At 68.3% G+C, this 20,319-nt stretch carries 19 protein-coding genes; 7 read left to right on the forward strand and 12 right to left on the reverse strand.

The genetic code is table 11. The annotated features are described in order from the left end of the window. Positions 1–22: 22 nt before the first annotated feature. The 3 genes from ACFCYE_RS00325 to ACFCYE_RS00335 form a co-directional block, all read right to left on the reverse strand. Positions 23–1,843, reverse strand: a complete 1,821-nt coding sequence (locus ACFCYE_RS00325) for an alkyl/aryl-sulfatase (protein ID WP_376175542.1) — start codon at positions 1,841–1,843, stop codon at positions 23–25. 297 nt (positions 1,844–2,140) lie between these two features. Then, the gene (locus ACFCYE_RS00330) at positions 2,141–2,671 is read right to left on the reverse strand and encodes a GNAT family N-acetyltransferase (protein ID WP_376175543.1); all 531 of its coding nucleotides are present in this window, start codon (positions 2,669–2,671) and stop codon (positions 2,141–2,143) included. 70 nt (positions 2,672–2,741) lie between these two features. Beyond that, positions 2,742–4,160 carry an MFS transporter gene (locus ACFCYE_RS00335; RefSeq protein WP_376177108.1) on the reverse strand — a complete coding sequence of 473 codons (1,419 nt, stop codon included), beginning with the start codon at positions 4,158–4,160 and terminating at the stop codon, positions 2,742–2,744. Between the two features lie 179 nt (positions 4,161–4,339). Here ACFCYE_RS00335 and ACFCYE_RS00340 point away from each other — a divergent pair, with 179 nt between their 5' ends. After that, positions 4,340–5,191: a phosphoribosylaminoimidazolesuccinocarboxamide synthase gene (locus ACFCYE_RS00340; protein ID WP_376177109.1), complete on the forward strand. Its 852-nt coding sequence runs from the start codon at positions 4,340–4,342 to the stop codon at positions 5,189–5,191. 89 nt (positions 5,192–5,280) lie between these two features. After that, complete coding sequence (locus tag ACFCYE_RS00345; RefSeq protein WP_376175545.1) at positions 5,281–6,621, forward strand: uracil-xanthine permease family protein; 1,341 nt, start codon at positions 5,281–5,283, stop codon at positions 6,619–6,621. A gap of 165 nt (positions 6,622–6,786) precedes the next feature. Here the strand turns inward: ACFCYE_RS00345 and ACFCYE_RS00350 are convergent, their stop codons facing one another. From ACFCYE_RS00350 to ACFCYE_RS00385, 8 genes are all read right to left on the reverse strand, one after another. Then, on the reverse strand, positions 6,787–8,379 hold the full coding sequence (locus tag ACFCYE_RS00350; RefSeq protein WP_376175547.1) for a carboxyltransferase domain-containing protein: 1,593 nt from the start codon (positions 8,377–8,379) through the stop codon (positions 6,787–6,789). A 28-nt stretch (positions 8,380–8,407) separates the two neighbouring features. Then, a complete protein-coding gene (locus ACFCYE_RS00355; RefSeq protein ID WP_376175549.1) occupies positions 8,408–9,184 on the reverse strand; it encodes a LamB/YcsF family protein in 777 nt (258 codons plus the stop codon). Beyond that, on the reverse strand, positions 9,181–9,771 hold the full coding sequence (locus tag ACFCYE_RS00360; protein ID WP_376175551.1) for a TetR/AcrR family transcriptional regulator: 591 nt from the start codon (positions 9,769–9,771) through the stop codon (positions 9,181–9,183). Before ACFCYE_RS00360 ends, ACFCYE_RS00355 begins: the two co-directional genes overlap by 4 nt. A gap of 284 nt (positions 9,772–10,055) precedes the next feature. Further along, positions 10,056–11,054 (reverse strand): LacI family DNA-binding transcriptional regulator, encoded by a 999-nt coding sequence (locus tag ACFCYE_RS00365; protein ID WP_376175552.1) that lies wholly within the window; start codon positions 11,052–11,054, stop codon positions 10,056–10,058. 58 nt (positions 11,055–11,112) lie between these two features. After that, a complete protein-coding gene (locus tag ACFCYE_RS00370; protein WP_376175554.1) occupies positions 11,113–12,546 on the reverse strand; it encodes a GH1 family beta-glucosidase in 1,434 nt (477 codons plus the stop codon). Positions 12,547–12,551: 5 nt separating this feature from the next. Next, the gene (locus ACFCYE_RS00375) at positions 12,552–13,442 is read right to left on the reverse strand and encodes a carbohydrate ABC transporter permease (RefSeq protein WP_376175556.1); all 891 of its coding nucleotides are present in this window, start codon (positions 13,440–13,442) and stop codon (positions 12,552–12,554) included. Next, positions 13,439–14,482: a carbohydrate ABC transporter permease gene (locus ACFCYE_RS00380; RefSeq protein WP_376175557.1), complete on the reverse strand. Its 1,044-nt coding sequence runs from the start codon at positions 14,480–14,482 to the stop codon at positions 13,439–13,441. The genes ACFCYE_RS00375 and ACFCYE_RS00380 overlap by 4 nt, the downstream gene beginning before the upstream one ends. A gap of 100 nt (positions 14,483–14,582) precedes the next feature. Then, positions 14,583–15,890: an ABC transporter substrate-binding protein gene (locus ACFCYE_RS00385; protein ID WP_376175558.1), complete on the reverse strand. Its 1,308-nt coding sequence runs from the start codon at positions 15,888–15,890 to the stop codon at positions 14,583–14,585. 178 nt (positions 15,891–16,068) lie between these two features. Here ACFCYE_RS00385 and ACFCYE_RS00390 point away from each other — a divergent pair, with 178 nt between their 5' ends. From ACFCYE_RS00390 to purQ, 4 genes are all read left to right on the forward strand, one after another. Then, entirely contained in the window at positions 16,069–16,599 is a 531-nt protein-coding gene (locus ACFCYE_RS00390) for an adenine phosphoribosyltransferase (RefSeq protein WP_376175560.1), read from the forward strand. Positions 16,600–16,638: 39 nt separating this feature from the next. Beyond that, entirely contained in the window at positions 16,639–17,631 is a 993-nt protein-coding gene (locus ACFCYE_RS00395) for an aldo/keto reductase (RefSeq protein ID WP_376175561.1), read from the forward strand. An 84-nt stretch (positions 17,632–17,715) separates the two neighbouring features. Continuing rightward, positions 17,716–17,964, forward strand: coding sequence for a phosphoribosylformylglycinamidine synthase subunit PurS (gene purS, locus ACFCYE_RS00400; protein ID WP_376175562.1), 249 nt, complete (start codon positions 17,716–17,718; stop codon positions 17,962–17,964). Then, complete coding sequence (purQ, locus tag ACFCYE_RS00405; protein WP_376175563.1) at positions 17,961–18,668, forward strand: phosphoribosylformylglycinamidine synthase subunit PurQ; 708 nt, start codon at positions 17,961–17,963, stop codon at positions 18,666–18,668. The genes purS and purQ overlap by 4 nt, the downstream gene beginning before the upstream one ends. A 207-nt stretch (positions 18,669–18,875) precedes the next feature. Here the strand turns inward: purQ and ACFCYE_RS00410 are convergent, their stop codons facing one another. Continuing rightward, positions 18,876–19,304 carry a DUF1761 domain-containing protein gene (locus ACFCYE_RS00410; RefSeq protein WP_376175565.1) on the reverse strand — a complete coding sequence of 143 codons (429 nt, stop codon included), beginning with the start codon at positions 19,302–19,304 and terminating at the stop codon, positions 18,876–18,878. A 70-nt stretch (positions 19,305–19,374) separates the two neighbouring features. Here ACFCYE_RS00410 and ACFCYE_RS00415 point away from each other — a divergent pair, with 70 nt between their 5' ends. Beyond that, positions 19,375–20,307: a 2-hydroxyacid dehydrogenase gene (locus tag ACFCYE_RS00415; RefSeq protein ID WP_376175566.1), complete on the forward strand. Its 933-nt coding sequence runs from the start codon at positions 19,375–19,377 to the stop codon at positions 20,305–20,307. Positions 20,308–20,319 lie beyond the last annotated feature (12 nt).

Consider the following 20,319-nt stretch of genomic DNA (forward strand, 5'->3'; position numbering starts at 1 on the left):
GATTCCGGCGGATCACTGGGTGTCAGGGCTGCACGATGTTGAACCAGAGCGGGAAGTCGTCGAGCGCGTCGAAGAGGTGCTCCAGGACGGCGCGGTCGCCTTCGATGGTGACTCCCGTGTTGGCGTCACCGAATGGGCGGCCGCTGAACAGCGCGTCGGCGAGATCCGATTTCGTCGACGTCGCCCGAACATCTGCGGTGTCGAGCGGGACTCCGGAGGTGTAGATGAGCACCCCGTTGCGCAGTTCGAGGAGGAACTGTGCGTCCGGTTCGTCGCTCACGGTCCATCCGATCGTCGCGGAGGTCTGTGCAACGGCGGGCCCATTGAGCTTGATGCCGGCGAAGTCAAAGAGCATCTCGGGGGTCATGGCGGCGAAGACGTCCGGGGTGGCGAGGTCGATGCGCCCCAGGTCGGTGACGCCGTGTCGCAACTCGAAGGCGGCCATGAGGTACTCATTGCGCCAGGTGGCGTTCTCTGCCTGGTAGCCGAGCTGCTCGAGCGCATCCGCTTGCAGGAGTGCGGCCGGACGGTGCGTGGGATCTGAGAACACGACGTGCGTCAGAACCTCGGCCACCCACCGGTAGTCGCCGTCCTCGTAGGAGGCGCGCGCCTTTTGCACAACAGCATCCGCGCCGCCCATGTACTCCACGTACCGCTGCCCACCCTCGACGGGGGGGAGTTTGTGCAGGTTCGCCGGGTGGGAGTCGTACCATCCGAGATAGCGCTGGTAGACCGCTTTGGCATTGTGGTTGAGGGTGCCGTAGTAGCCGTGGCTGTACCACTGCTCGTCCAACCCGGGCGGGAGGGTGAGTTGCTCGCCGATCTCCGTCATCGTGTAGCCGAGGTTCGTGAGGCGCAGCGCTTCGTCGTGGATGAACTTGTACAGATCCCGCTGGTCTTGCAGGTACTCACGGATGTCGTCAGAACCCCACCTGGGCCATCCGTGCTGGGCGATGATGACGTCCGTGTCGTCGGCGAACAGCTGAATCGTTCGGTTGAGCGTCTTCCACCACGTCGCCGCATCGCGGACCTGTGCGCCGCGGAGCGTGAGCAGGTTGTGCATGAGGTGATTGACGTCCTCGGCCGCAGCAAGCAGCCGTAGACGGGGAAAGTGAATGAGGAATTCCGCAGGAGCTTCGGTGCCCGGCGCCATCTGGAAGACCATCTCGACGCCGTCGATGATGCGCGTCTCGCCAGTCTTCGTGATCAGATCCGTCGGCGGGACCAGCGTCGAACTGCCGCCCGCAGGAAGTGCGTTGGCAAGTCCGGCATCCACCTGACCCTGGGGGCCCGGGCGCAGGGCTGACCCGTACATGTAGAACCCGCGACGGATGTCGGCGGTGCCGGCGAACACGTTCTCCGCGGCGGCCTCGTAGAGGAATCCTTCCGGAGCGATCACCGCTACGTCTGACTGGCCGGCGACAATCGCGCGGGATCCGCCGTAGTGATCGGCGTGGCTGTGCGTGTAGATGAGCGCCTTCACGGGACGACCGCCACGGTGCGCACGGTAAAGGTCCAGGCCCGCCTGGGCAGTCTCCGTGCCGCTCAGCGGGTCGAGGACGATGATGCCAACGTCGCCTTCGACGATCGTCATGTTCGCGAGATCGAACCCGCGCACCTGATAGACGCCATCGACAACTTCGAACAAGCCATGGTGATTGTTCACACGGGCGTGCCGCCACAAGCTCGGGTTCACCGTGTCGGGCGCATCCTCCGACTCTTTGAGGAAGTCGTGATCAGTGAGGTCATGGATCGGGTGCCCATCAGCACGGCGAATCACCGGGTCCTCAAGCGTGGCGACGAAGCCTCGAGCCGCGTCGTCGAAATCTCGACGGTCGCCCATCGGAAGACCCAAGAGAAACTCGGCATTCGCCCGCCTGGTGTGCTCCGTCGCAGGTTTGGGTGCCAGCTCATCGGTCTCCGACATCATTGATTCCCCTCGGTCATCGCTGGTACCAGCTCGTAGGGAAAAGCTAGCCCACAGGCTCACACGTAGCGCCGAAACTGCCGGTCCGACGTTTTAGGCAGCCTAAAAGCGAGACGCGACTGCCGACATGCTTTGTGAGACAACGGGCAGTCTCGGTGATGCATCACGTGCGCGTCTTTCAACTGACGACTTTGGTGAGATCGGACAGCGTGGCTACAGCTCGATCCAGTAGCGGCGGAGCTTCGGGTGACCGGCATCCGCCGCGTCGATGATGTCTTCCAGTTCGCCACCAGCGCCCTCGATCGTGCGGTACGACGCCGGGTTGTCGTCGTCGCAGGTGAGCATGACGCGCTCGAAGCCGTCGGCCCTCGCTATGGCCAGGACCTGACGCAGAGCCGCCTTGACGATCCCCTCGCGGCGGCGCGACGGGATCACCGAGTAGCCGATGTGCCCGCCGAATCGGCGCAGCCAATCGTTGAGCTCGCGGCGGAAGGCGATGAATCCGACGACCTGATCGGCCTCGACGATCCAGAAGAAGTCGCACGGCACGTGGCCGTCGGGAAGCTTCGCGCCGGGTTCGGCGTACAGCCGCGCCTTCTCGACGAACGACTCGCACGCCGCGAGATCGGGGACGAGGCCCTGTTCGTAACCGCCACCGTCGATGTGACCGCCGTCGAACTCGGCGACCGCTGCCGCCCAGGATTCGAAGAGGTCGGTCGTGGGGCGGGCGAGATCGATCGTCATCGCCTCAGCACACCAGAGCTCTCGCGATCGCGCAAATGCCACTCGAGGCCCGGCCCGCGGCATCCCCTCGTCAGGCGTCGGTCTTGGGGCGACCACGTAGGAACAGCACCGCCACGACACCGAGCAGGATGAAGGCCGCCGGCAGCAGCATCGTCTGCGCCATCGCGACCGCGAACGGAGTCGCCACGGCATCCGGAAGCGCACCGCCGCCGAAACCGCCAGTGGCCTCGGCCGCACCGGGCAGGTTGGCCTCGATCCGGCTCTGCATGAAGGCGGCGATCGCCGCCGATCCCAGCACCGATCCGATCGTGCGCATCGTGTTGTAGATACCGGCCCCCGCGCCCGCTTGCCTCGGCGGAAGATTGCGCGTCGCTGTGGTCGCGAGCGGCCCCCACATCCCGGCGTTTCCGATGCCGAGGATCGTCGAGGGGATCAGCAGCCACAAGACGCTGGTTCCGGTGTCCATCATCATGGCGAACAGGAACAGGGCGGTCGACACGAGCAGCAGCCCCGGGACGAGCATGAATCGCGGGTCGATGCGATCGAGGAGCTTGCCCGCGAACGGCGACAGGAAACCGGCCATGAGCGCCATCGGGATCATCAGCAGCGCCGCTTCGGTCGGAGTGAGACCCCGGGCGAGCTGCAGGAAGAACATCAACGGAAGCGACTGCGCCGTCACGGTGAACCCGACCGTGACGATCGTGATGTTCGCCCAGGAGAAGTTGCGGTCGCGGAACAGCCCCAGCGGCACGAGAGGCTCGTTCTTGGTGCGCGCCTGGTACCAGATGAACAGCGCGAGCACGATGACACCGGTGACGATCAGGCCCCACACCGAGATCGGTCCCCAGATCGTGCCCCAGTCGTAGGCCTCGCCCTCCTGCAGTCCGAACACGATGAGGAACAGGGCGATCGCGCTGAGGAACACACCGGGGATGTCGAACCGGTGCGGGTGGGTCTCGAGCTTGGGCACGTAGATGCAGGCGAGCACGAAACCGACGATGCCGACCGGGATGTTGATGAAGAAGATCGCCTCCCAGCCGAATCCGTCGACGAGAAAACCGCCCGCGAGCGGACCGACCAGCATGGCGACGCCGGATGCTCCGCCCCAGAGCCCCATCGCCGCGCCGCGGCGGTTCGGCGGGAAGGTGCGGGTGATGACGGCCATCGTCTGCGGCGTCATGAATGCCGCGCCCAGTCCCTGCACGGCTCGCGCAGCGATCAGGCCTTCGAGCGTGGTCGACAGGCCGCACCACAGGGATGCCGCGGTGAACACCGCCAGCCCGATGAGATAGATGTTCTTGGGACCGAATCGGTCACCCAGTCGGCCGGTGACCAGCAGCGGGACGGCGTACGCGAGCAGATAGGCGCTGGTGACCCAGACGACGCGGTCGAGGTTGTTCGTCTCGGGATCCAGTGCCGCCTTGATCGCGGGGTTCGCGACGGAGACGATCGTGGTGTCGACCAGGAGCATGAAGAACCCGATGACCATCGCCCACAGTGCCGGCCACGGGCTGGCGGGCTTCTGGCCGGTGGCGTAGGTACCGGTCGTCGGGGTCGCTTCAGGGGTCACCCGGCCAAGTTACACCCGGGGATGGACGCCCTGTCCCGGCATCCGAGGGTGTTCGCGCCCACTGAGCGGTCTGGAATGATGGCCTGGTGAGCGAAGCGATGAGGATCCCCGGCTGGCGGCACATCTACTCGGGCAAGGTCCGCGACCTGTACGCCTCGGAGGATGCCGACGACCCGCGGATCCTCGTCGTCGCCAGCGACCGCGTGAGCGCGTTCGACTACGTGCTCTCCCCCGGCATCCCACAGAAGGGCGCCCTGCTGACCCGCCTCAGCCGCTGGTGGTTCGAGCAGCTGAGCGACGTCCCAAACCACATCGCCGAGGGTGAGATCCCGGCGGCCGTGGCCGATCGCGCGATGCTCGCGCAGTCGCTGGAGATGCAGCCGATCGAGTGCGTCGTGCGCGGGTACATCACCGGGACCGGATGGCTGGAATACCAGGAGAGCGGCACGGTCTGCGGCATCCCGCTCCCGGCCGGACTCGAGAACGGCGACCGCCTGCCCGAGCCGCTGTTCACCCCCGCCTACAAGGCGCCGATGGGCGAGCACGACGAGAACATCACGTTCGAACGCGTCGTCGAGCTGGTCGGCGCGGAGCGCGCCTCCGAGCTGCGCGAAACGTCGCTGCGCCTCTACGGCCGCGCGGCAGAGATCGCCGAGGCCAAGGGCCTGATCCTCGCCGACACGAAGTTCGAATTCGGGACGGATGCCGAAGGCACCCTCCGCCTCGCCGACGAGGTTCTCACGAGCGACTCGTCTCGGTACTGGGACGCCGAGGCCTGGCAGACGGGCACCACGCCGTCGGCGCGGATGGCGAGCTTCGACAAGCAGATCGTGCGCGACTGGCTGGCCTCGAACTGGGACAAGCAGGGCGAACCGCCCGTCCTGCCTGACGAGATCGTGCAGCGCACCGCCGACCGGTACCGCGAGCTCATCGAGCGCCTGACCTCCTGACGACGGCGCGGGGCCGGCGCCCGCCACTCAGGAAACGCCCAGGAATCGGTAGTGTTGCCCCAGCATCCCCCGAACCCTGAGGAGCCCCCATGCCCGTGTGGAAGATCCACGGCGACGGCCGCACCGTCGCACCCGGCCAGGTCGTCAGACCCGAAGAACGACTGAGCTGGCCCGCGACCGTCGCGATCGGCGCTCAGCACGTCGTCGCGATGTTCGGCGCCACGTTCCTCGTGCCGATCCTCACCGGCTTCCCCGTCTCGACGACCCTGCTGTTCTCGGGCATCGGCACCCTCCTGTTCCTGCTGCTCACCCGCAACCGGCTGCCCAGCTACCTGGGCTCGTCCTTCGCGTTCATCGCTCCGATCACCGCGCTGAACGCGGGCAAAGCCCTCGAGACCCCCGAGCAGATCACGCAGGCACTGGTCGGCGTGGTCGCCGCGGGCATCCTGCTGGCCGGAATCGGCTTCCTCGTGCAGGCCGTCGGCACCGGGTGGATCGACAAGCTCATGCCGCCCGTCGTCGCGGGGTCGATCGTCGCACTGATCGGTTTCAACCTCGCCCCTGCCGCCTGGAACAACTACCAGCTGCAGCCGGAGCTCGCCTCGGTCACGCTCATCGCGGTGATCCTGTTCAGCGTGCTGTTCCGAGGATTCCTCGGGCGCATCTCGATCTTCCTCGGCGTGATCGTCGGCTACATCGTGGCCGCGTTCACCGGTCAGGTCGACTTCTCGAACGTCGCGGATGCCGCGTGGATCGGCCTCCCCGACTTCCACCTCGCCGCGATCACCGACCCTGCTGCGTGGGCGCTCGTGCCGATGTTCCTGCCGGTCGTCCTCGTGCTCATCGCGGAGAACGTCGGACACGTGCGCGGCGTCGCGACCATGACCGAGGATCCCTCCATCAACAAGCACACCGGCCGCGCCCTGGTCGCGGACGGCATCGCCACGACCATCGCCGGCGGCTTCGGCGGCTCGGGCACCACCACCTACGGCGAGAACATCGGCGTCATGGCCGCGACCCGCGTCTACTCGACGGCCGCGTACTGGGTCGCCGGCATCGTGGCGATCCTGCTCGCCTTCTCCCCCAAGGTCGGCGTCATCTTCAACACCATTCCGCCCGGCGTTCTCGGCGGTGTGACCACCGCGCTGTACGGCCTGATCGGTGTCATCGGCATCAAGATCTGGGTGGACAACCGCGTGGACTTCTCGCGCCCGGTGAACCAGTACACGGTCGCGGTCTCGTTCGTCATCGCGATCGCCGGCTTCGCGATGGGCTGGGGCAACTTCCAGCTCGGCGCGATCGTGATCGGCACCGTCGCCGCACTGCTGATCTATCACCTGGGCAACGCGATCGCCCGCTGGCGCAAGACCGGCGCGGATGATGGCGGACCCATCCCCGCGGTGGGCCCGCTCGGCGGCGACCCGGAGTAATCCCGCCCCGTTTCCCCCGGCATCCGAACGGGAGGAGAACGCACGATCCGGATGACTCGGAACGCCGTGCGGCTCCTCCCGTTCGTGCGTTCTCCTCCCGTTCGTGCGGACTGGACCCGGATGCCGGATCGCGCGGATCAGACCCCGGACGGCCGACGCCACGGATCAGACGACGCGGAACCGGACCCGTGCCCCCGGCGGCAGCTGACCGGCGATGTGCAGGCAGCGATCGGTGAGCGCACCGATGATCGGGTAGCCGCCGGTCAGCGGGTGATCGGGCAGGAACAGCACCGGCTGCCCGTCCGGCGGCACTTGAAGACCGCCCGTCACCACCCCCTCGCTCGGCAGCTCTCCCGCGATCGCCCGTTCCAGCGGATGCTCACCGTGCAGCCGGACGCCGACGCGGTCGGAGCGCGGCGTGACCAGCCACTCCTGCTCCGTGAGCGCGCGCAGCGCCGTCGGCGTGAACCAGTCGTCACGGGGTCCGAGCGTGATCTCGAGTTCGACGACTTCGCCCGCCGCCGGCAGATCCCGCGGCACGACGAGATCGTCGACAGCCGCGACAGCGTCCCGACCGATCGCCACGACATCACCGGCGCCGAGCGGCGCCGGGCCCAGCCCAGCCAGGGTGTCGGAGGACCGGCTGCCCAGAGCGGATGCCGCGTCCACGCCCCCGCGCACCCCGATGACGTAGCGGATGCCGCGCGCCGGATGCTCGAGTCGCAGCTCGTCGCCGTCGGCCGTCGCGAACGGGGCGCCGTGCACCACCGCACGGGACTCGCCGTCGGCAGTCGTCACCTCGATGTCCCCCTCGGCCCCGGTGACGACGGCGACCCCTGCACCGCGAAAGCGCAGTGTCGCCGATCCGACGCATTCCAGGACCGCGGCTTTCGGGCTGTTGCCGACCGCCCGGTTCGCGTCGCGCAGCGCGGTGCGGTCCGCAGCTCCGGATGGCGAGACGCCGAGCGACGCGTATCCCGGCCGCCCCGCATCCTGCACCAGCAGCTGCAGTGAACGCCGGACGACCTCGACACTCGCCATCGGGAGACGGGGAGAGGTCGCGCTGGCGGCGGCGTGTCCGGGAGCGACGCACCGACCGGCATCCCTCTCGTCCCGATGTTCCGACGACGCCAACCGTGCTCGCTCCGCACGCACGAACCGCACCCGCGTGCCGGGCGACAGCAGCGCGGGTGGATCGCGGTCGATGTTCCACATCACGGCATCCGTGCGTCCGATCAGCTGCCAACCACCGGGCGACTCCCGCGGATAGACGCCCGTGAACGGGCCGGCGAGGCCGACCGATCCGGTTGGCACGCGCGTGCGCGGAGTGCCTCTGCGGGCGACGTCGAACAGCGCATCGTCACCGACCGCATAGCCGAAACCCGGCGCGAACCCCGAGAAGGCGACGCGCCAGTCCGCCGCGACATGCCGGCCGATGAGCTCCTCCGAGGACACGCCGAGCATTCCGGCGACGTCGGCGAGATCCTCCCCGTCGTAGACCACCGGCACGACGACGTCGCGCACTGGTATCGCGGGCTCATTCTCAATCGTCGTCGCCTCCCGTGCCTCGAGCACCCCGGCGAGCGCGTCCGCCGAGACCCTCAGCGGGTCGAAGCGCACCAGCACCGTGCGCGCCCCTGGTACGCACTCGACGACCCCTGGCAGATGCTGCCACACGAGGGTGAATCTCATCGCCTCGGCGAGATCGGTCGCCTCGATCAAGAGGGCGTGGTCGGATGCCGTGAGGATGCGCATCATGCCCGGCCGGCTGTCGGAACGACCAGGATCATCGTGCACCGGCGAACGGGGCGACCGCGATGCCGGCGGCCGTCAGCATCCGCTTCGCCTCAGCGGCCATCGCGACCGAACCAGGGCTGTCGCCGTGCACGCAGATGGACTGGGCCGTGATCGCGACATCCGTGCCGTCGATGGCCCGGATGACCCCGTCCGTGGCGAGGCGCGCCATCCGCTGCGCGACGTCCTTCGCCTCGTGCATCACGGCGCCCTGGTGCGACCGGGGGACGAGCCGCCCATCCGGGAGGTAGGCGCGGTCGGCGAACGCCTCGGCAGTCACCGCGAGCCCTGCGCGTTCAGCGACCTCCAGCACGACGCTCCCGGCCAGACCCAGCAGCACGAGACCCGGATCGATCGCCTTCACCGCGGCGACCACATCCCGCGCCTGCCGTTGGTCGCGCGCGACGGTGTTGTACAGCGCGCCGTGCGGCTTGACGTAGGAGACGGTGCCGCCGACTGCGGACGCCAGGCCGGCGAGCGCACCGAGCTGATACTCGACGTGCGCCTGCAGCGTCGCGGAGTCGATGTCGACGGGCGTGCGACCGAAGTTCTCGCGATCGAGATAGCCGGGATGCGCTCCGACCACGACGCCGCGGCTCACCGCGGCGGCGAGTGTCTCGCGTATCCCCTCGGGGCTGCCTGCGTGGAATCCGCAGGACACGTTCGCGCTCGTGACGATCTCGAGCATGCTCGTGTCGTCGCTGATGATCCGTTCGGGGACGTTCTCGCCGAGGTCGGAGTTGAGATCGATGGTGCGCGCGACGCTCACGAGTCGGCATCCAGCCCGTAGAGCCCGAGCACCCAGCGCCGAGCACCCTCGATGGGGAACGCCTCGCCGACGGCGGCGTACTTGAGGACGATGCCCTCCAGCGTCGTCCGCAGCATCGCCTCCTCGAGCGCCGGCTCTGCGGCGCCGCGCTCCGCGAAGATGCCGCGAACGGCCTGCTCGGCAGCCGCGACGCCCGCGGCGTTGCGCTCAGCGGCCTCGGCGAAGAAGCGCAGCTGTGCGGGGTCCTGCTGCATGGTCGACACCGCGCGGTGGAGCAGCAGGTTGGCGGATGCCGCGGCGAAGGTCCCATCGATGATGCCGCGCAGACGATCGTCGGCGCTGCCGGATCGCGCAGTCGGGAACCCGATCAGCAACCGGAACCACCGATCGACGATCTCGCCGACCAGCTGGTCTTTGCCGCCGAAGTGGTAGTTGACCAGTCCCTGGGCGACACCGGCTCGGTTCGTGATCTCGGCGATCGTCGCACCGTGCACACCGCGTTCGGCGAACAGTTCGATCGCCGAGCTCAGGATGCTCTCTCTGGCGCGTTCGCGCGCCTGGCGGTTCTGCTCCTCGGAGCGCGCCATACGGCATCCTTCCGGTCCATTTCCCATTCCCCCGGCTTCCCGCTATCGTACTCACTGAATGAGTGTTCAGTCATGCGCATCGGACTCGGGGAGGGGACTCGCGCGCATGAGGATGAAGGATGGGGCTCGACGGGGAGTTCGGGAAGCGCCTCACGCGGCACGTATCGGAGGGGTACCGATGACGCGCGGACATCCTCATCCAGGGCCTCATGGTGAGGATGCTCGATCTCTGTCGGGGGGCCGGGATCGAGCATCCTCGGTGCTCGACGAGGCCGAGAACCTGGTCAGGCCGAACCGCGCACGACCAGCTCGGTGGGCAGGATCGTGGTGCGATCGGGAGAGCCGCCCGCGAGGTGCGACAGCAGGACGGCGGCCATCGTCTCCCCCTGTTTGTACATCGGCTGGCGGATCGTCGTCAGCGGCGGATCGGTCGTGAGCGCCACCGATGAATCGTCGAAGCCGACGACCGCGACGTCGTCCGGCACGCGAAGTCCTGCTGCGCGCAGAACGCCCATCGCCCCCCGCGCCATCAGGTCGCTGCCCGCGAAGATCGCGTCCGGTGTGCCTGCGGCGAGGATCCGGCGCGCGGCCTCCGCTCCGCCGAACTCGCTGTAGTCGCCCTCCGCTTCGGCGAACGACCCCAGTCCGGCATCCCCCAGCGCGGAGCGATAGCCCTGCAGACGATCGTCGGCCGCGAGCATCGTCAGCGGACCCGTGATCGTGGCGATCCTGGTGCGGCCGATGTCGATGAGGTGCTGCGTCGCCAGGCGCGCGCTGGCGACGTTGTCCACGTCCACGACGTAGTCCGAGTCGCGCAGGTGGAACGCCCGGCCGCCGAACACGACGGGCACGGCATCCGCGATCCGATCGATGTACGCGTCGCTGGAGTGGTGCGAGACGATCAGCGCGCCGTCGACTCCGCCGTTGCGCACGAAGCTCGTCATCTTGTCGCCGGGGTCGTCGCTGGCGATGAGCAGGTTGAGCAGATAGTCCGAACCGCCCAGGGCACCGGTGATTCCGGCGACGATCGCCGCGAAGAAGGGGTCGCCGAAGAAGCGAGTGGTGTCCTCCGGGACGATCAGCGCGATCGCGTTCGTCTGCCGCGACGCCAGCGAGCGCGCCGCGCGGTTGGGCACGTAGTTCATCTCGGCGATCGTGCGCCTGACAGCCTCAAGCGCCTCCGGGCTCACCGCGGTCGAACCGTTCACGACGCGCGACACCGTCGACCGGGAGACCCCTGCGGCGGCCGCCACCTCTTCGATCGTCGCCCGTGACGCCGTCATCGCACGCTCTCTTCCATTCGCCCATTCTCACCTGTCCCGCCGCACTCGCGGTAGGGAACTACAGAGACCGAGCGGCGATGATGCGGGCGTACTCCCGACCCGAGTCCTTGAGGCTGCGCTCCTGGGTGTCGTAGTCGACGCGGACGATCCCGAACCGCTTGTCGTACCCCCACGCCCACTCGTAGTTGTCGAACAGCGACCAGTAGAAGTAGCCGCGCACATCGACGCCGGCATCCGCGGCATCCAGCACGGCGCCCAGGTGCAGACGGAGGAATTCGGCACGGTCCGCGTCGTGCACCCGCGTCTCGCCGTCCTCGACAACGGCGACATCCTCATAGGCCGCGCCGTTCTCGGTCATATAGAGCACGACTCCGGCGGGCTGCGCATAGTCGGTCCACACCCGCTGCAGCAGGCGGGTCAGCCCCTCGGGCTGGACCTCCCAGTTCTGCGCGGTCCGGGGCAGTCCTCGTTCGACGGAGTGGATGCCGGCATCCGACGGGTACGGGCTGCGGCCCTTCCGTTCGGTGCGGGGCCCTCCGGAAACGGGCGGGACCTCGGGCGCCGTGCCGGACACGTAGTCACCGTGGTAGTAGTTCACGCCCTGCGTGTCGATGCGCTGCGAGATCGTCTCGAGGTCCCCCGGCCGCACAGCGGCTTCGAAGCGAGCGACCGCCTCGGCATCCACGGCGCGGATGTCCTCGACGATGTCTGCGGGATACTCGCCGCGGTAGATCGGATCGAGGAACCAGCGGTTGAACTGCCCGTCGATGCGCCGTGCGGCGTCGACGTCCGCCGGATCGTTCGGATCCACCGGGTCGGCGACCGTGTGGTTCAGCGTGATCCCGAGATCGAGCGAATCGTCGCGCGAGCGCAGTTCCCTGACGGTCGCGCCGTGCGCGAGCAGCAGGTGGTGCGACGCGAGCAGACCCTCGGCGACGCTGGTGTGCCCCGGCGCATGCTCGCCGCCCGTATAGGAGAGGAACGACGAGCACCACGGCTCGTTCAGCGTGGTCCACACGTTCACCCGGTCGCCCAGAGCATCGTGCATGGTTCCGGCGTACTCGAGGAACCGGTCGACCGTGTCACGGTTCGTCCAGCCACCGGCATCCTGCAGCGCCTGCGGCATGTCCCAGTGGTACAGCGTCAGCCAGGGCAGGATGCCGGCCCCGAGAAGCTCGTCCACGAGACGTTCGTAGAAGTCCACGCCCTGCGGATTGACCGCTCCGCCGTCCGGACGGACCCGCGACCAGGACGTGGAGAACCGGTACGTCTGCAGGCCGAGACGCTTCATGAGCGCGACGTCCTGCGGGTAGCGGTGATAGTGATCGCACGCCACATCGCCGTTGTCTGCGCCCATCACGGCTCCGGGGACCCGGGCGAAGGCATCCCAGATCGACGCCGTGCGCCCGTCCTCGAAGGCGGCGCCTTCGATCTGATACGCGGCCGTGGCGGCACCGAAGAGGAAATCGTCCGGGAACGGCCGTGAGGTCATGGGGCTCATCCTTTCACCGCGCCCGCCATGATGCCACTGACCAGCTGCTTGCCTGCCACCACGAAGAGGATGAGCAGGGGCAGGGTCGCGAGCACCGCGCCGGCGAGCACGATCGAGTAGTCGACGTAGTACCCGGACTGCAGCTGGCTGAGCGCCGTCTGCAGCGTCGGGTTCGAGGGTGAGAGAACGATCAGCGGCCACAGGTAGTCGGTCCACGCCGTCATGAACGTGAACAGGCCGAGGATCGCCATGGCCGGCCGCGCGGCGGGCAGTCCCACCGTCAGGAAGGTGCGGAACTGGTTCGCGCCGTCCATCCTCGCGGCCTCGATCAGCTCGTCGGGGATCACGTCGACGAGGTACTGACGCATGAAGAAGACGCCGAACGCCGTGACGAGGGTCGGCACGATGACGGCTCCGATCGAGCCCGTCCAGCCGAGCTCGCGCATGAGCATGAACAGCGGGATGATGCCCAGCTGCGTCGGGATCGCCATGGTCGCGATGACGAACACCATGAGCCCGTCACGACCCTTGAAGCGCAGCTTCGCGAACGCGTAGCCGGCGAGCGTCGAGAACGTCACGACCGAGATCGTGATGATCGTGGAGATGATGACCGAGTTGCCCAGTGCCAGCCAGAACGGGATGGCATCGAAGACCTTCGTCGCGTTGGTGAAGAAGTTGCCGCCGGGGATCAGCGGCAGGGTCTCGCCGGCGGTGGAGTTGTCGCTCGAGGCGACGACGACCGACCACCACAGCGGGTAGACGCTGCCGATGATGAAGGCTGCCAGCAGCCCGTAGGTGAGGAAGCCGGGGCGACTGCCGATGCCGGCGGTGCCGACGCTCGACGACTGGCGGCGGCGGAGGCGCTCGGGCACGCTCATGGCCTGTGTGGCGGTCATCGGGCGTCCTCCTTGGTGAGGGACCTGCGCGCGGCGCGGCGAGCGGCGCGGTTGCGTCCGGGGTCGCCGCCGGATGCGATTCCGCGCGAGATGAGGAAGTTGATCACGCCGATGCCGACGATGAGCACGAACAGCAGGATCGCCACCGCGGATGCCTCGCCGAGGTTACGGCGGAAGAACGCCAGCTCCCACAGGAACAGCACCGTGGTCTGGAATTGGCGGTCGCTGCCGCCGATGCCACCGGCGGTCGACACGTCGAACAGGCGCGGCTCGGCGAAGATCTGCAGTCCGCCGATCGTCGCCGTGATGATGACGAAGATGAGCGTCGGGCGGATGGTCGGGATGGTGATCGAGAAGAAGCGGCGGGCCGGCCCCGCCCCGTCGAGGGCGGCCGACTCGTACAGATCGCGCGGTACGGCCTGCATGGCCGCGAGCAGGATGAGGGCGTTGTACCCGGTCCAGCGGAAGTTCACCATGATCGCGATCGCGAGGTGCGACAGGAACGTGTCGTGCTTCCATTCCTGGTCGGCGATGCCGATGAGGTTCAGCAGGTTGTTGGCCAGACCGTCGGCTTCGTTGAAGATGCTGGAGAAGATGATGGCGACGGCGACGGGCGTCACGACGAACGGGATGAGGATGCTCATCCGCCAGAACGTGGGCGCTCGAAGGCCGCGGTCGAGCAGGTACGCGATCACGAGGGCGATGCACAGCTGCGGGATCGCGGACAGCAGGAAGATGCTCAGGGTGTTGAAGATCGAGTTCCAGAACATCGGGTCGCCGAGGATCTCGGTGAAGTTCCCGAGCCCGACGAACGGCCCTTCGCCCTTGAGCAGGTCCCATTCGTGCACGGCCACGTACACGGTGTAGATCAGCGGGAACAGCCCGATCAGACCGAACAGCAGGAAGAACGGCGAGACGTAGAAGTACGGCGACGCGTTCTGGTCGAACCGCGAGAGGCGGTGACGCCAGGGGCGACGGGGAGGGGCGGGCCTGGCGGATGCCGTGGCGACGCGCTCCTCCGGCGGAGCGGTGAGGGTCATGGTCTTTCCCGTCTGGGGCGATCGGACGTGGTTCCGGTCGCAGTTCGTGTCGCTCTGGCGGAGCCGAGGCGACACGAACTGCGACCGGAGGGGGAGCGTGTCAGTCGACGAGCTCGTTCAGCAGCGAGATCGCCTGGTCCCAGGCCCCCTGCGTGTCGGTCTCACCGCGGTCGAGCGCGCTCAGCGCCGGCCCGAAGACGTTCTCCTGGATGACCGAGTCGTGCGGTCCCTTGAACTGGGCGACGACACCCTTGGCGCGCTCGGCGAGAATCGCGCCGGTCGGAGCATCGTTGAACAGCTCGTTCGGCGTCGCGTCTGCAGCGAGCTTCTCCTGCGCCTCGATCGTGGACGGGAAGTTGCCGGCGGCCGCCGACTGCTTCACCTGCTGCTCGGGCTGCGTCAGCCAGTCGGCGAGCGCCGCGGCCGCCTCCTTGTGCTCCGAGCTCTCCGGGACGGAGAGGAACGCGCCACCCCAGTTGGCCGCCCCTCCGGGGAACACATCGGCGAAGTCCCACCCGGTCGACGCGTCTCCGCCGCCGGCTTCGAGCTTGCCAGCGATGGTGCCCAGCATCCAGCCGGGGCAGACGAAGGTCGCGAAGGTGCCGTCGACGAACGACTTGCCGCCGTTCCAGTCCCACGCGGCCTGGGCGGCGGACTGTCCGCCCTCGGTGGCGGCGCCCAGGAGCTCGAAGCGCTCCTGGAGCAGGTCGTTGCCCTCGACGTTCAGCTCGCCGTCGGCGGTGTAGTAACCCTCGTCGAGCTGGTTGACCATGGAGTTCCAGACGAAGCCGGAGTGGTCGTACCAGGCCTTGCCGGTCTTGTCGGTGTACTCCTGGCCGACCGTGAAGTAGGTCTCCCAGTCGCCGTTGAGCAGCTCCGCGACCGACTCGCGGTCGCTCGGCAGGCCGGCCGCCTCGAACGCGGGGCCGTTGTAGCAGATGCCGGAAGGGCCGATGTCGGTGCCGTAGCCGATCACGCGGCCGTCGGCATCCGTGCCCTGGGCGTACTTCCAGTCCACCCAGTCGCCCTTGCGATCCTCGATGCCGTAGTCCTTCAGGTCGACGAACGTGTCGGAGACCTCCATGATGGCGCCGAGCCAGCCCTCCTCGATCGCGACGATGTCGCTGAGGCCGGAGCCGGCGGCGATCTTCGTGAAGGCGTCGGTGCGGGCGTTGCCGCCGGTGTCGATGTTGGATGCCTCGATCGTCACGTTCGGGTTGAGGTCCTCGTACTCCTCGTACAGGTCCTCGTAGCCGAACGTGCCGAACGTGGTGATCGTCAGCGTGACCTTCTCGTCCGAGCTTCCCTCGGCGGGTTCGCTGCTGCCGGAGCATCCGGCGAGGGCCAGTGCTGAGACGGAGGCGAGGGATGCGATGACCAGCATCCTGCGCTTGGCGCGTGCGTTCACGGTGTCACTCCTTTGTGCGGGCTGTTGCATGTGTCGTGCTCGGGGGTGTCGTGGGAGCGCTCCCACGATCTGAGCAGTCACTCTATGGGAGCGCTCCCACGACTGTCAAGTCCTCCTCTTTCGACCTCCGAAGCCGATCATCGGGCTCGGATTCAGCCGGGCGGGATACCCTTGGCCGGTGCCCTCCGCCGCTCTTTCTCCTGCCCTCGCCCGCGCCGAATCGCTGATCCGCAGCATCCCCGACTACCCGGAACCCGGCGTCGTCTTCCGCGACATCACTCCTCTGCTGGCGGATGCCGAGGCGCTGCGCGCGACCACCGAGGCGATCCTCGAGCCGTTCGCCGGGCAGTTCGACGTCGTCGCCGGCATCGAGGCGCGGGGGTTCCTCCTCGCCGGCGCCGCGGCGATCGCCGCAGGCACGGGGCTCATCCCGATCCGCAAGGCGGGCAAGCTCCCCCGGCCGGCGGCATCCGTCGACTACGCACTCGAGTACGGCACGGCCACCATCGAGATGCACGACGATCTGCCTGCCGGTTCCCGCGTCCTGCTGATCGACGACGTCCTCGCCACCGGCGGGACGCTCGCCGCCGGACGCCAGCTCGTCGAGCGTCTGGGCAGCCATGTCGCCGGCATCTCGGTGCTGTTCGAGATCGACGGTCTCGGCGGCCGAGACCTGATCGGCGACCTGCACACGGTGTTCCACGCCTGACACCGATCCGGCCACCCGCATGGCCGGTAGCGTGGAGTCATGAAGCAACACGCCCTCGGACGCACCGGCCGTGACGTCTCGGCGATCGGCCTCGGAACCTGGCAGCTCGGCGCCGACTGGGGCGCCGTCGGCGAGGACGACGCGCGCGCCGTCCTGGACGCCTCGGTCGCGCAGGGCGTGACCCTGTTCGACACCGCAGACGTCTACGGCGACGGTCGCAGCGAGTCGATCATCGGACGCTACCTCCGCGAGCGGCCCCACCACGGCGTCACCGTCGCCACGAAGATGGGACGCCGAGCCGAGCAGTCCGCAGACAACTACACGCTCGACAACTTCCGCGAATGGACGGCGCGCAGCCGCCGCAATCTCGGCGTCGATGCTCTCGATCTCGTGCAGCTGCACTGCCCTCCCAGCGAGGTCATCGCCGCGGACCGCACGTACGACGACCTCGACCGGCTGATCGACGAGCGCGCGATCGCGGCCTACGGCGTCTCGGTCGAGACGTGCGAGCAGGCGTTGGCGGCCATCGCGCGACCGAACGTCACGAATGTGCAGATCATCATCAACCCGTTCCGCCTGAAGCCGCTCGACGAGGTTCTTCCCGCCGCGGCCGCAGCCGGAGTCGCGATCTTCGTCCGAGTACCGCTCGCCTCAGGACTACTGAGCGGCCGCTACACCAGCGCGACGAGCTTCTCCGCCGACGATCACCGCTCCTACAACCGCCACGGCGAGGCGTTCGATCGCGGAGAGACGTTCTCCGGCGTCGACTACGAGACCGGACTGCGCGCGGCCCGCGAGCTCGCCGAGGCCCTGCCCGATGGAGTGCCGCTCGCCGCGGCATCCATCGCCTGGGCGGCCAGCCGCCCCGGCGTGACCACCGTCATCCCCGGCGCACGACGCCCGTCTCAGGCGGAGGGCAACGCGCAGGCCGCCGCGCTCCTCGACGACACGAACCTCATCGCCGACTTCGACGCAGCGGTGCACGACGTGTACGACCGGTTGCTTCGCGCCGAGATCCACCCCCAGTGGTGATCGCCGGCGCACGAGCGCCGATCGGACCGCGGGAAGGCCAGTAGACTGGCCGTGCCCGCCTTCCCGCGACATCCGGAGCCTCGAATGCCCACCATCGTCGTCGACGTCATGCCCAAGTCCGAACTGCTCGACCCGCAGGGGAAAGCCGTGTCCGGTGCGTTCGCGCGCATCGGCGTCGAGGGCTTCAGCGACGTCCGCATCGGCAAGCGCTTCGAGCTCACGGTCGACGGCGAGGTCACGGACGAGCTGCTCGCCGAGGCGAAGCGCGTGGCGGAGGACGTTCTCTCCAACTCGGTGATCGAGGACGTCGTCGGCATCGAGGTCGTCGAATGACCGTCCGAATCGGGGTCGTCACCTTCCCCGGTTCGCTGGACGACCGCGACGCGCAGCGCGCCATCCGCCTCGCCGGCGCCGAGCCGGTCGCGCTCTGGCACGGCGCGCACGACCTCGAGGGCGTCGATGCGCTCGTCCTCCCCGGCGGCTTCAGCTACGGCGACTACCTGCGCTCCGGCGCGATCGCCGCACTGTCGCCGATCATGACCGAGGTCAAGGATGCCGCGGCCAAGGGCCTTCCGGTCCTCGGCATCTGCAACGGGTTCCAGATGCTCGTCGAGGCGCACCTGCTGCCCGGGGGCCTGATCCGCAACGACCACCAGCACTTCGTGCGCCGCGATCAGAAGCTGACGGTCGTGAACTCGGACACGGCGTGGACCAACGCGTTCCGCCGCGGCCAGGAGATCGTGATTCCGCTCAAGAACGGCGAGGGCGGATACATCGCCTCCGAGGAGACCCTGGACCGCCTCGAGGGCGAGGGGCTCGTCGCCTTCCGGTACGAGGGGCTCAACCCGAACGGTTCGCTGCGCGACATCGCCGGCGTCACGAACGAGGCGGGCAACGTCGTCGGTCTCATGCCGCACCCCGAGCACGCCGTCGAGCCGGGCTTCGGCCCCGACACCGCCACCGCGATGCGCAGCGGCGTCGACGGTCTGGACTTCTTCACCAGCGCGATCGCCGCAGTGGCGCGCGTCGCCGCGTAGGACCCGACTGCCGCGTACCGTCGTTCACGCGGGGACAGGTGCACGACCCGGGAACGGATGCACGATGCATCCGCCGATCCGGTCGTGCAGGTGTGCCCTCGTCGTGCAGGTGTACCCGCGCGACGCGAGCTGTCGGTCCGGGGGTAGACATGCCATGTCGGACGAACAGTCCGACAGGCGGCCCGTCAGCCTGCGGTTCGGGCGGCGTCAGCCGAGCGCCGGCGGCCACACACCGATGATGACCGCCATCACGGCCACCGTGACCAGCTCGTGCGCGATGTTCAGCGTCGTGAGCCGGGTCGGCCGCCCCTCGAACGCGTCGTGCGTGATCATGCGCGCACCCGTGAACCCACCCCACAGCATGATCGCGGTCACGAAGGTTGCCGAGAAGAACGAGCCCTGGTAGAAGTGCCACGCGATGGCGGCCGCTCCGGCCAGCACCCAGGCGGTGCCGAAGCTCACCAGGACGGTCGTGACCATCGGCCACAGCGCTCCGCGCGACGGATTGTCCATGTCCACGTGCGCGAGCTTCGCCCAGCGCCGCCCGAACACCTTCGGCGCGTACCAGATCGCACCGACGATCATGCTCGACACCGTCGCCAGCAGCACGGCCCAGTAATTGATCTCGGGAATCATCGCGGCATCCTCATCTCGAAGTGTGACTCCGACGCTACTGCGCGAACGGGCGCGAGGATAGGCTCGTAGCGTGAGTCTCGTCGTCACCGTTCCCACCGCCCGTATCGCCGAAGACATCGCACCCACTCCCGAGGGCGTGGAAGTGCACGTCTGGGACATGCAGTCGGATGCCCCGCGCGATCGCATCGACATCGTCGTGCCGCCGTACATGAACGCCGGTGAGGTGCTCACGGCTCTGGACGGTGTCGACGTCGACCTCCTCCAGGGGCAGATGATCGGCTACGAGAGCATCATCGACAAGATCCCGGCCGGAGTCCGCTTCGCCAACGCCGCGACCGTCCACGAGACGGCGACCGGCGAGCAGGCGCTGGCGCTCACCCTCGCCGCGCAGCGTCACATCCCGGAGTTCGTCCGCTCGCAGGACCGCGGCGCGTGGGAGCGGCTGTGGTCGCCGGGACTCGCCGACCGCCGCGTGCTGCTGATCGGCTTCGGCGGCGTCGGCCAGGCCGTGGCCGATCGTCTCGTCGGCTTCGAGGTCGAGCTCACCGTCGTGGCGCGCACGGCACGAACCGTCGAGCACGACGGCCTGGGAACGGTCGAGGTGCACGCGATCGACGAACTGCCGACGCTGCTGCCCCAGGCCGAGATCGTGATCCTGGGCCTGCCCTACACGCCGGAGACCCGCCACCTCATCGACGACGCCGCCCTCGCTGCACTCCCCGACGGAGCGCTGGTCGTGAACGTCGGACGCGGAGCCCTCGTCGACACCGACGCCCTGGTGGATCATGTGACCCGTGGCCGCATCCGCGCCGCGCTCGACGTCGTGGACCCTGAGCCGCTGCCGGACGGCCACCCGCTGTGGAGCCTTCCCGGCGTCCTGATCGCCCCGCACGTCGGCGGATCCTCCGACGCGATGCACCCGCGCATCGCTCGCGTCATCCGCACCCAGATCGAGCGGATGCTGGCCGACGAGGAGCCGATCAACCTCGTGCGCGACGCCTGAGGTCCGGCGTCG

It is taken from the genome of Microbacterium sp. NPDC056234, assembly GCF_042267585.1.
Taxonomy (GTDB): domain Bacteria; phylum Actinomycetota; class Actinomycetes; order Actinomycetales; family Microbacteriaceae; genus Microbacterium.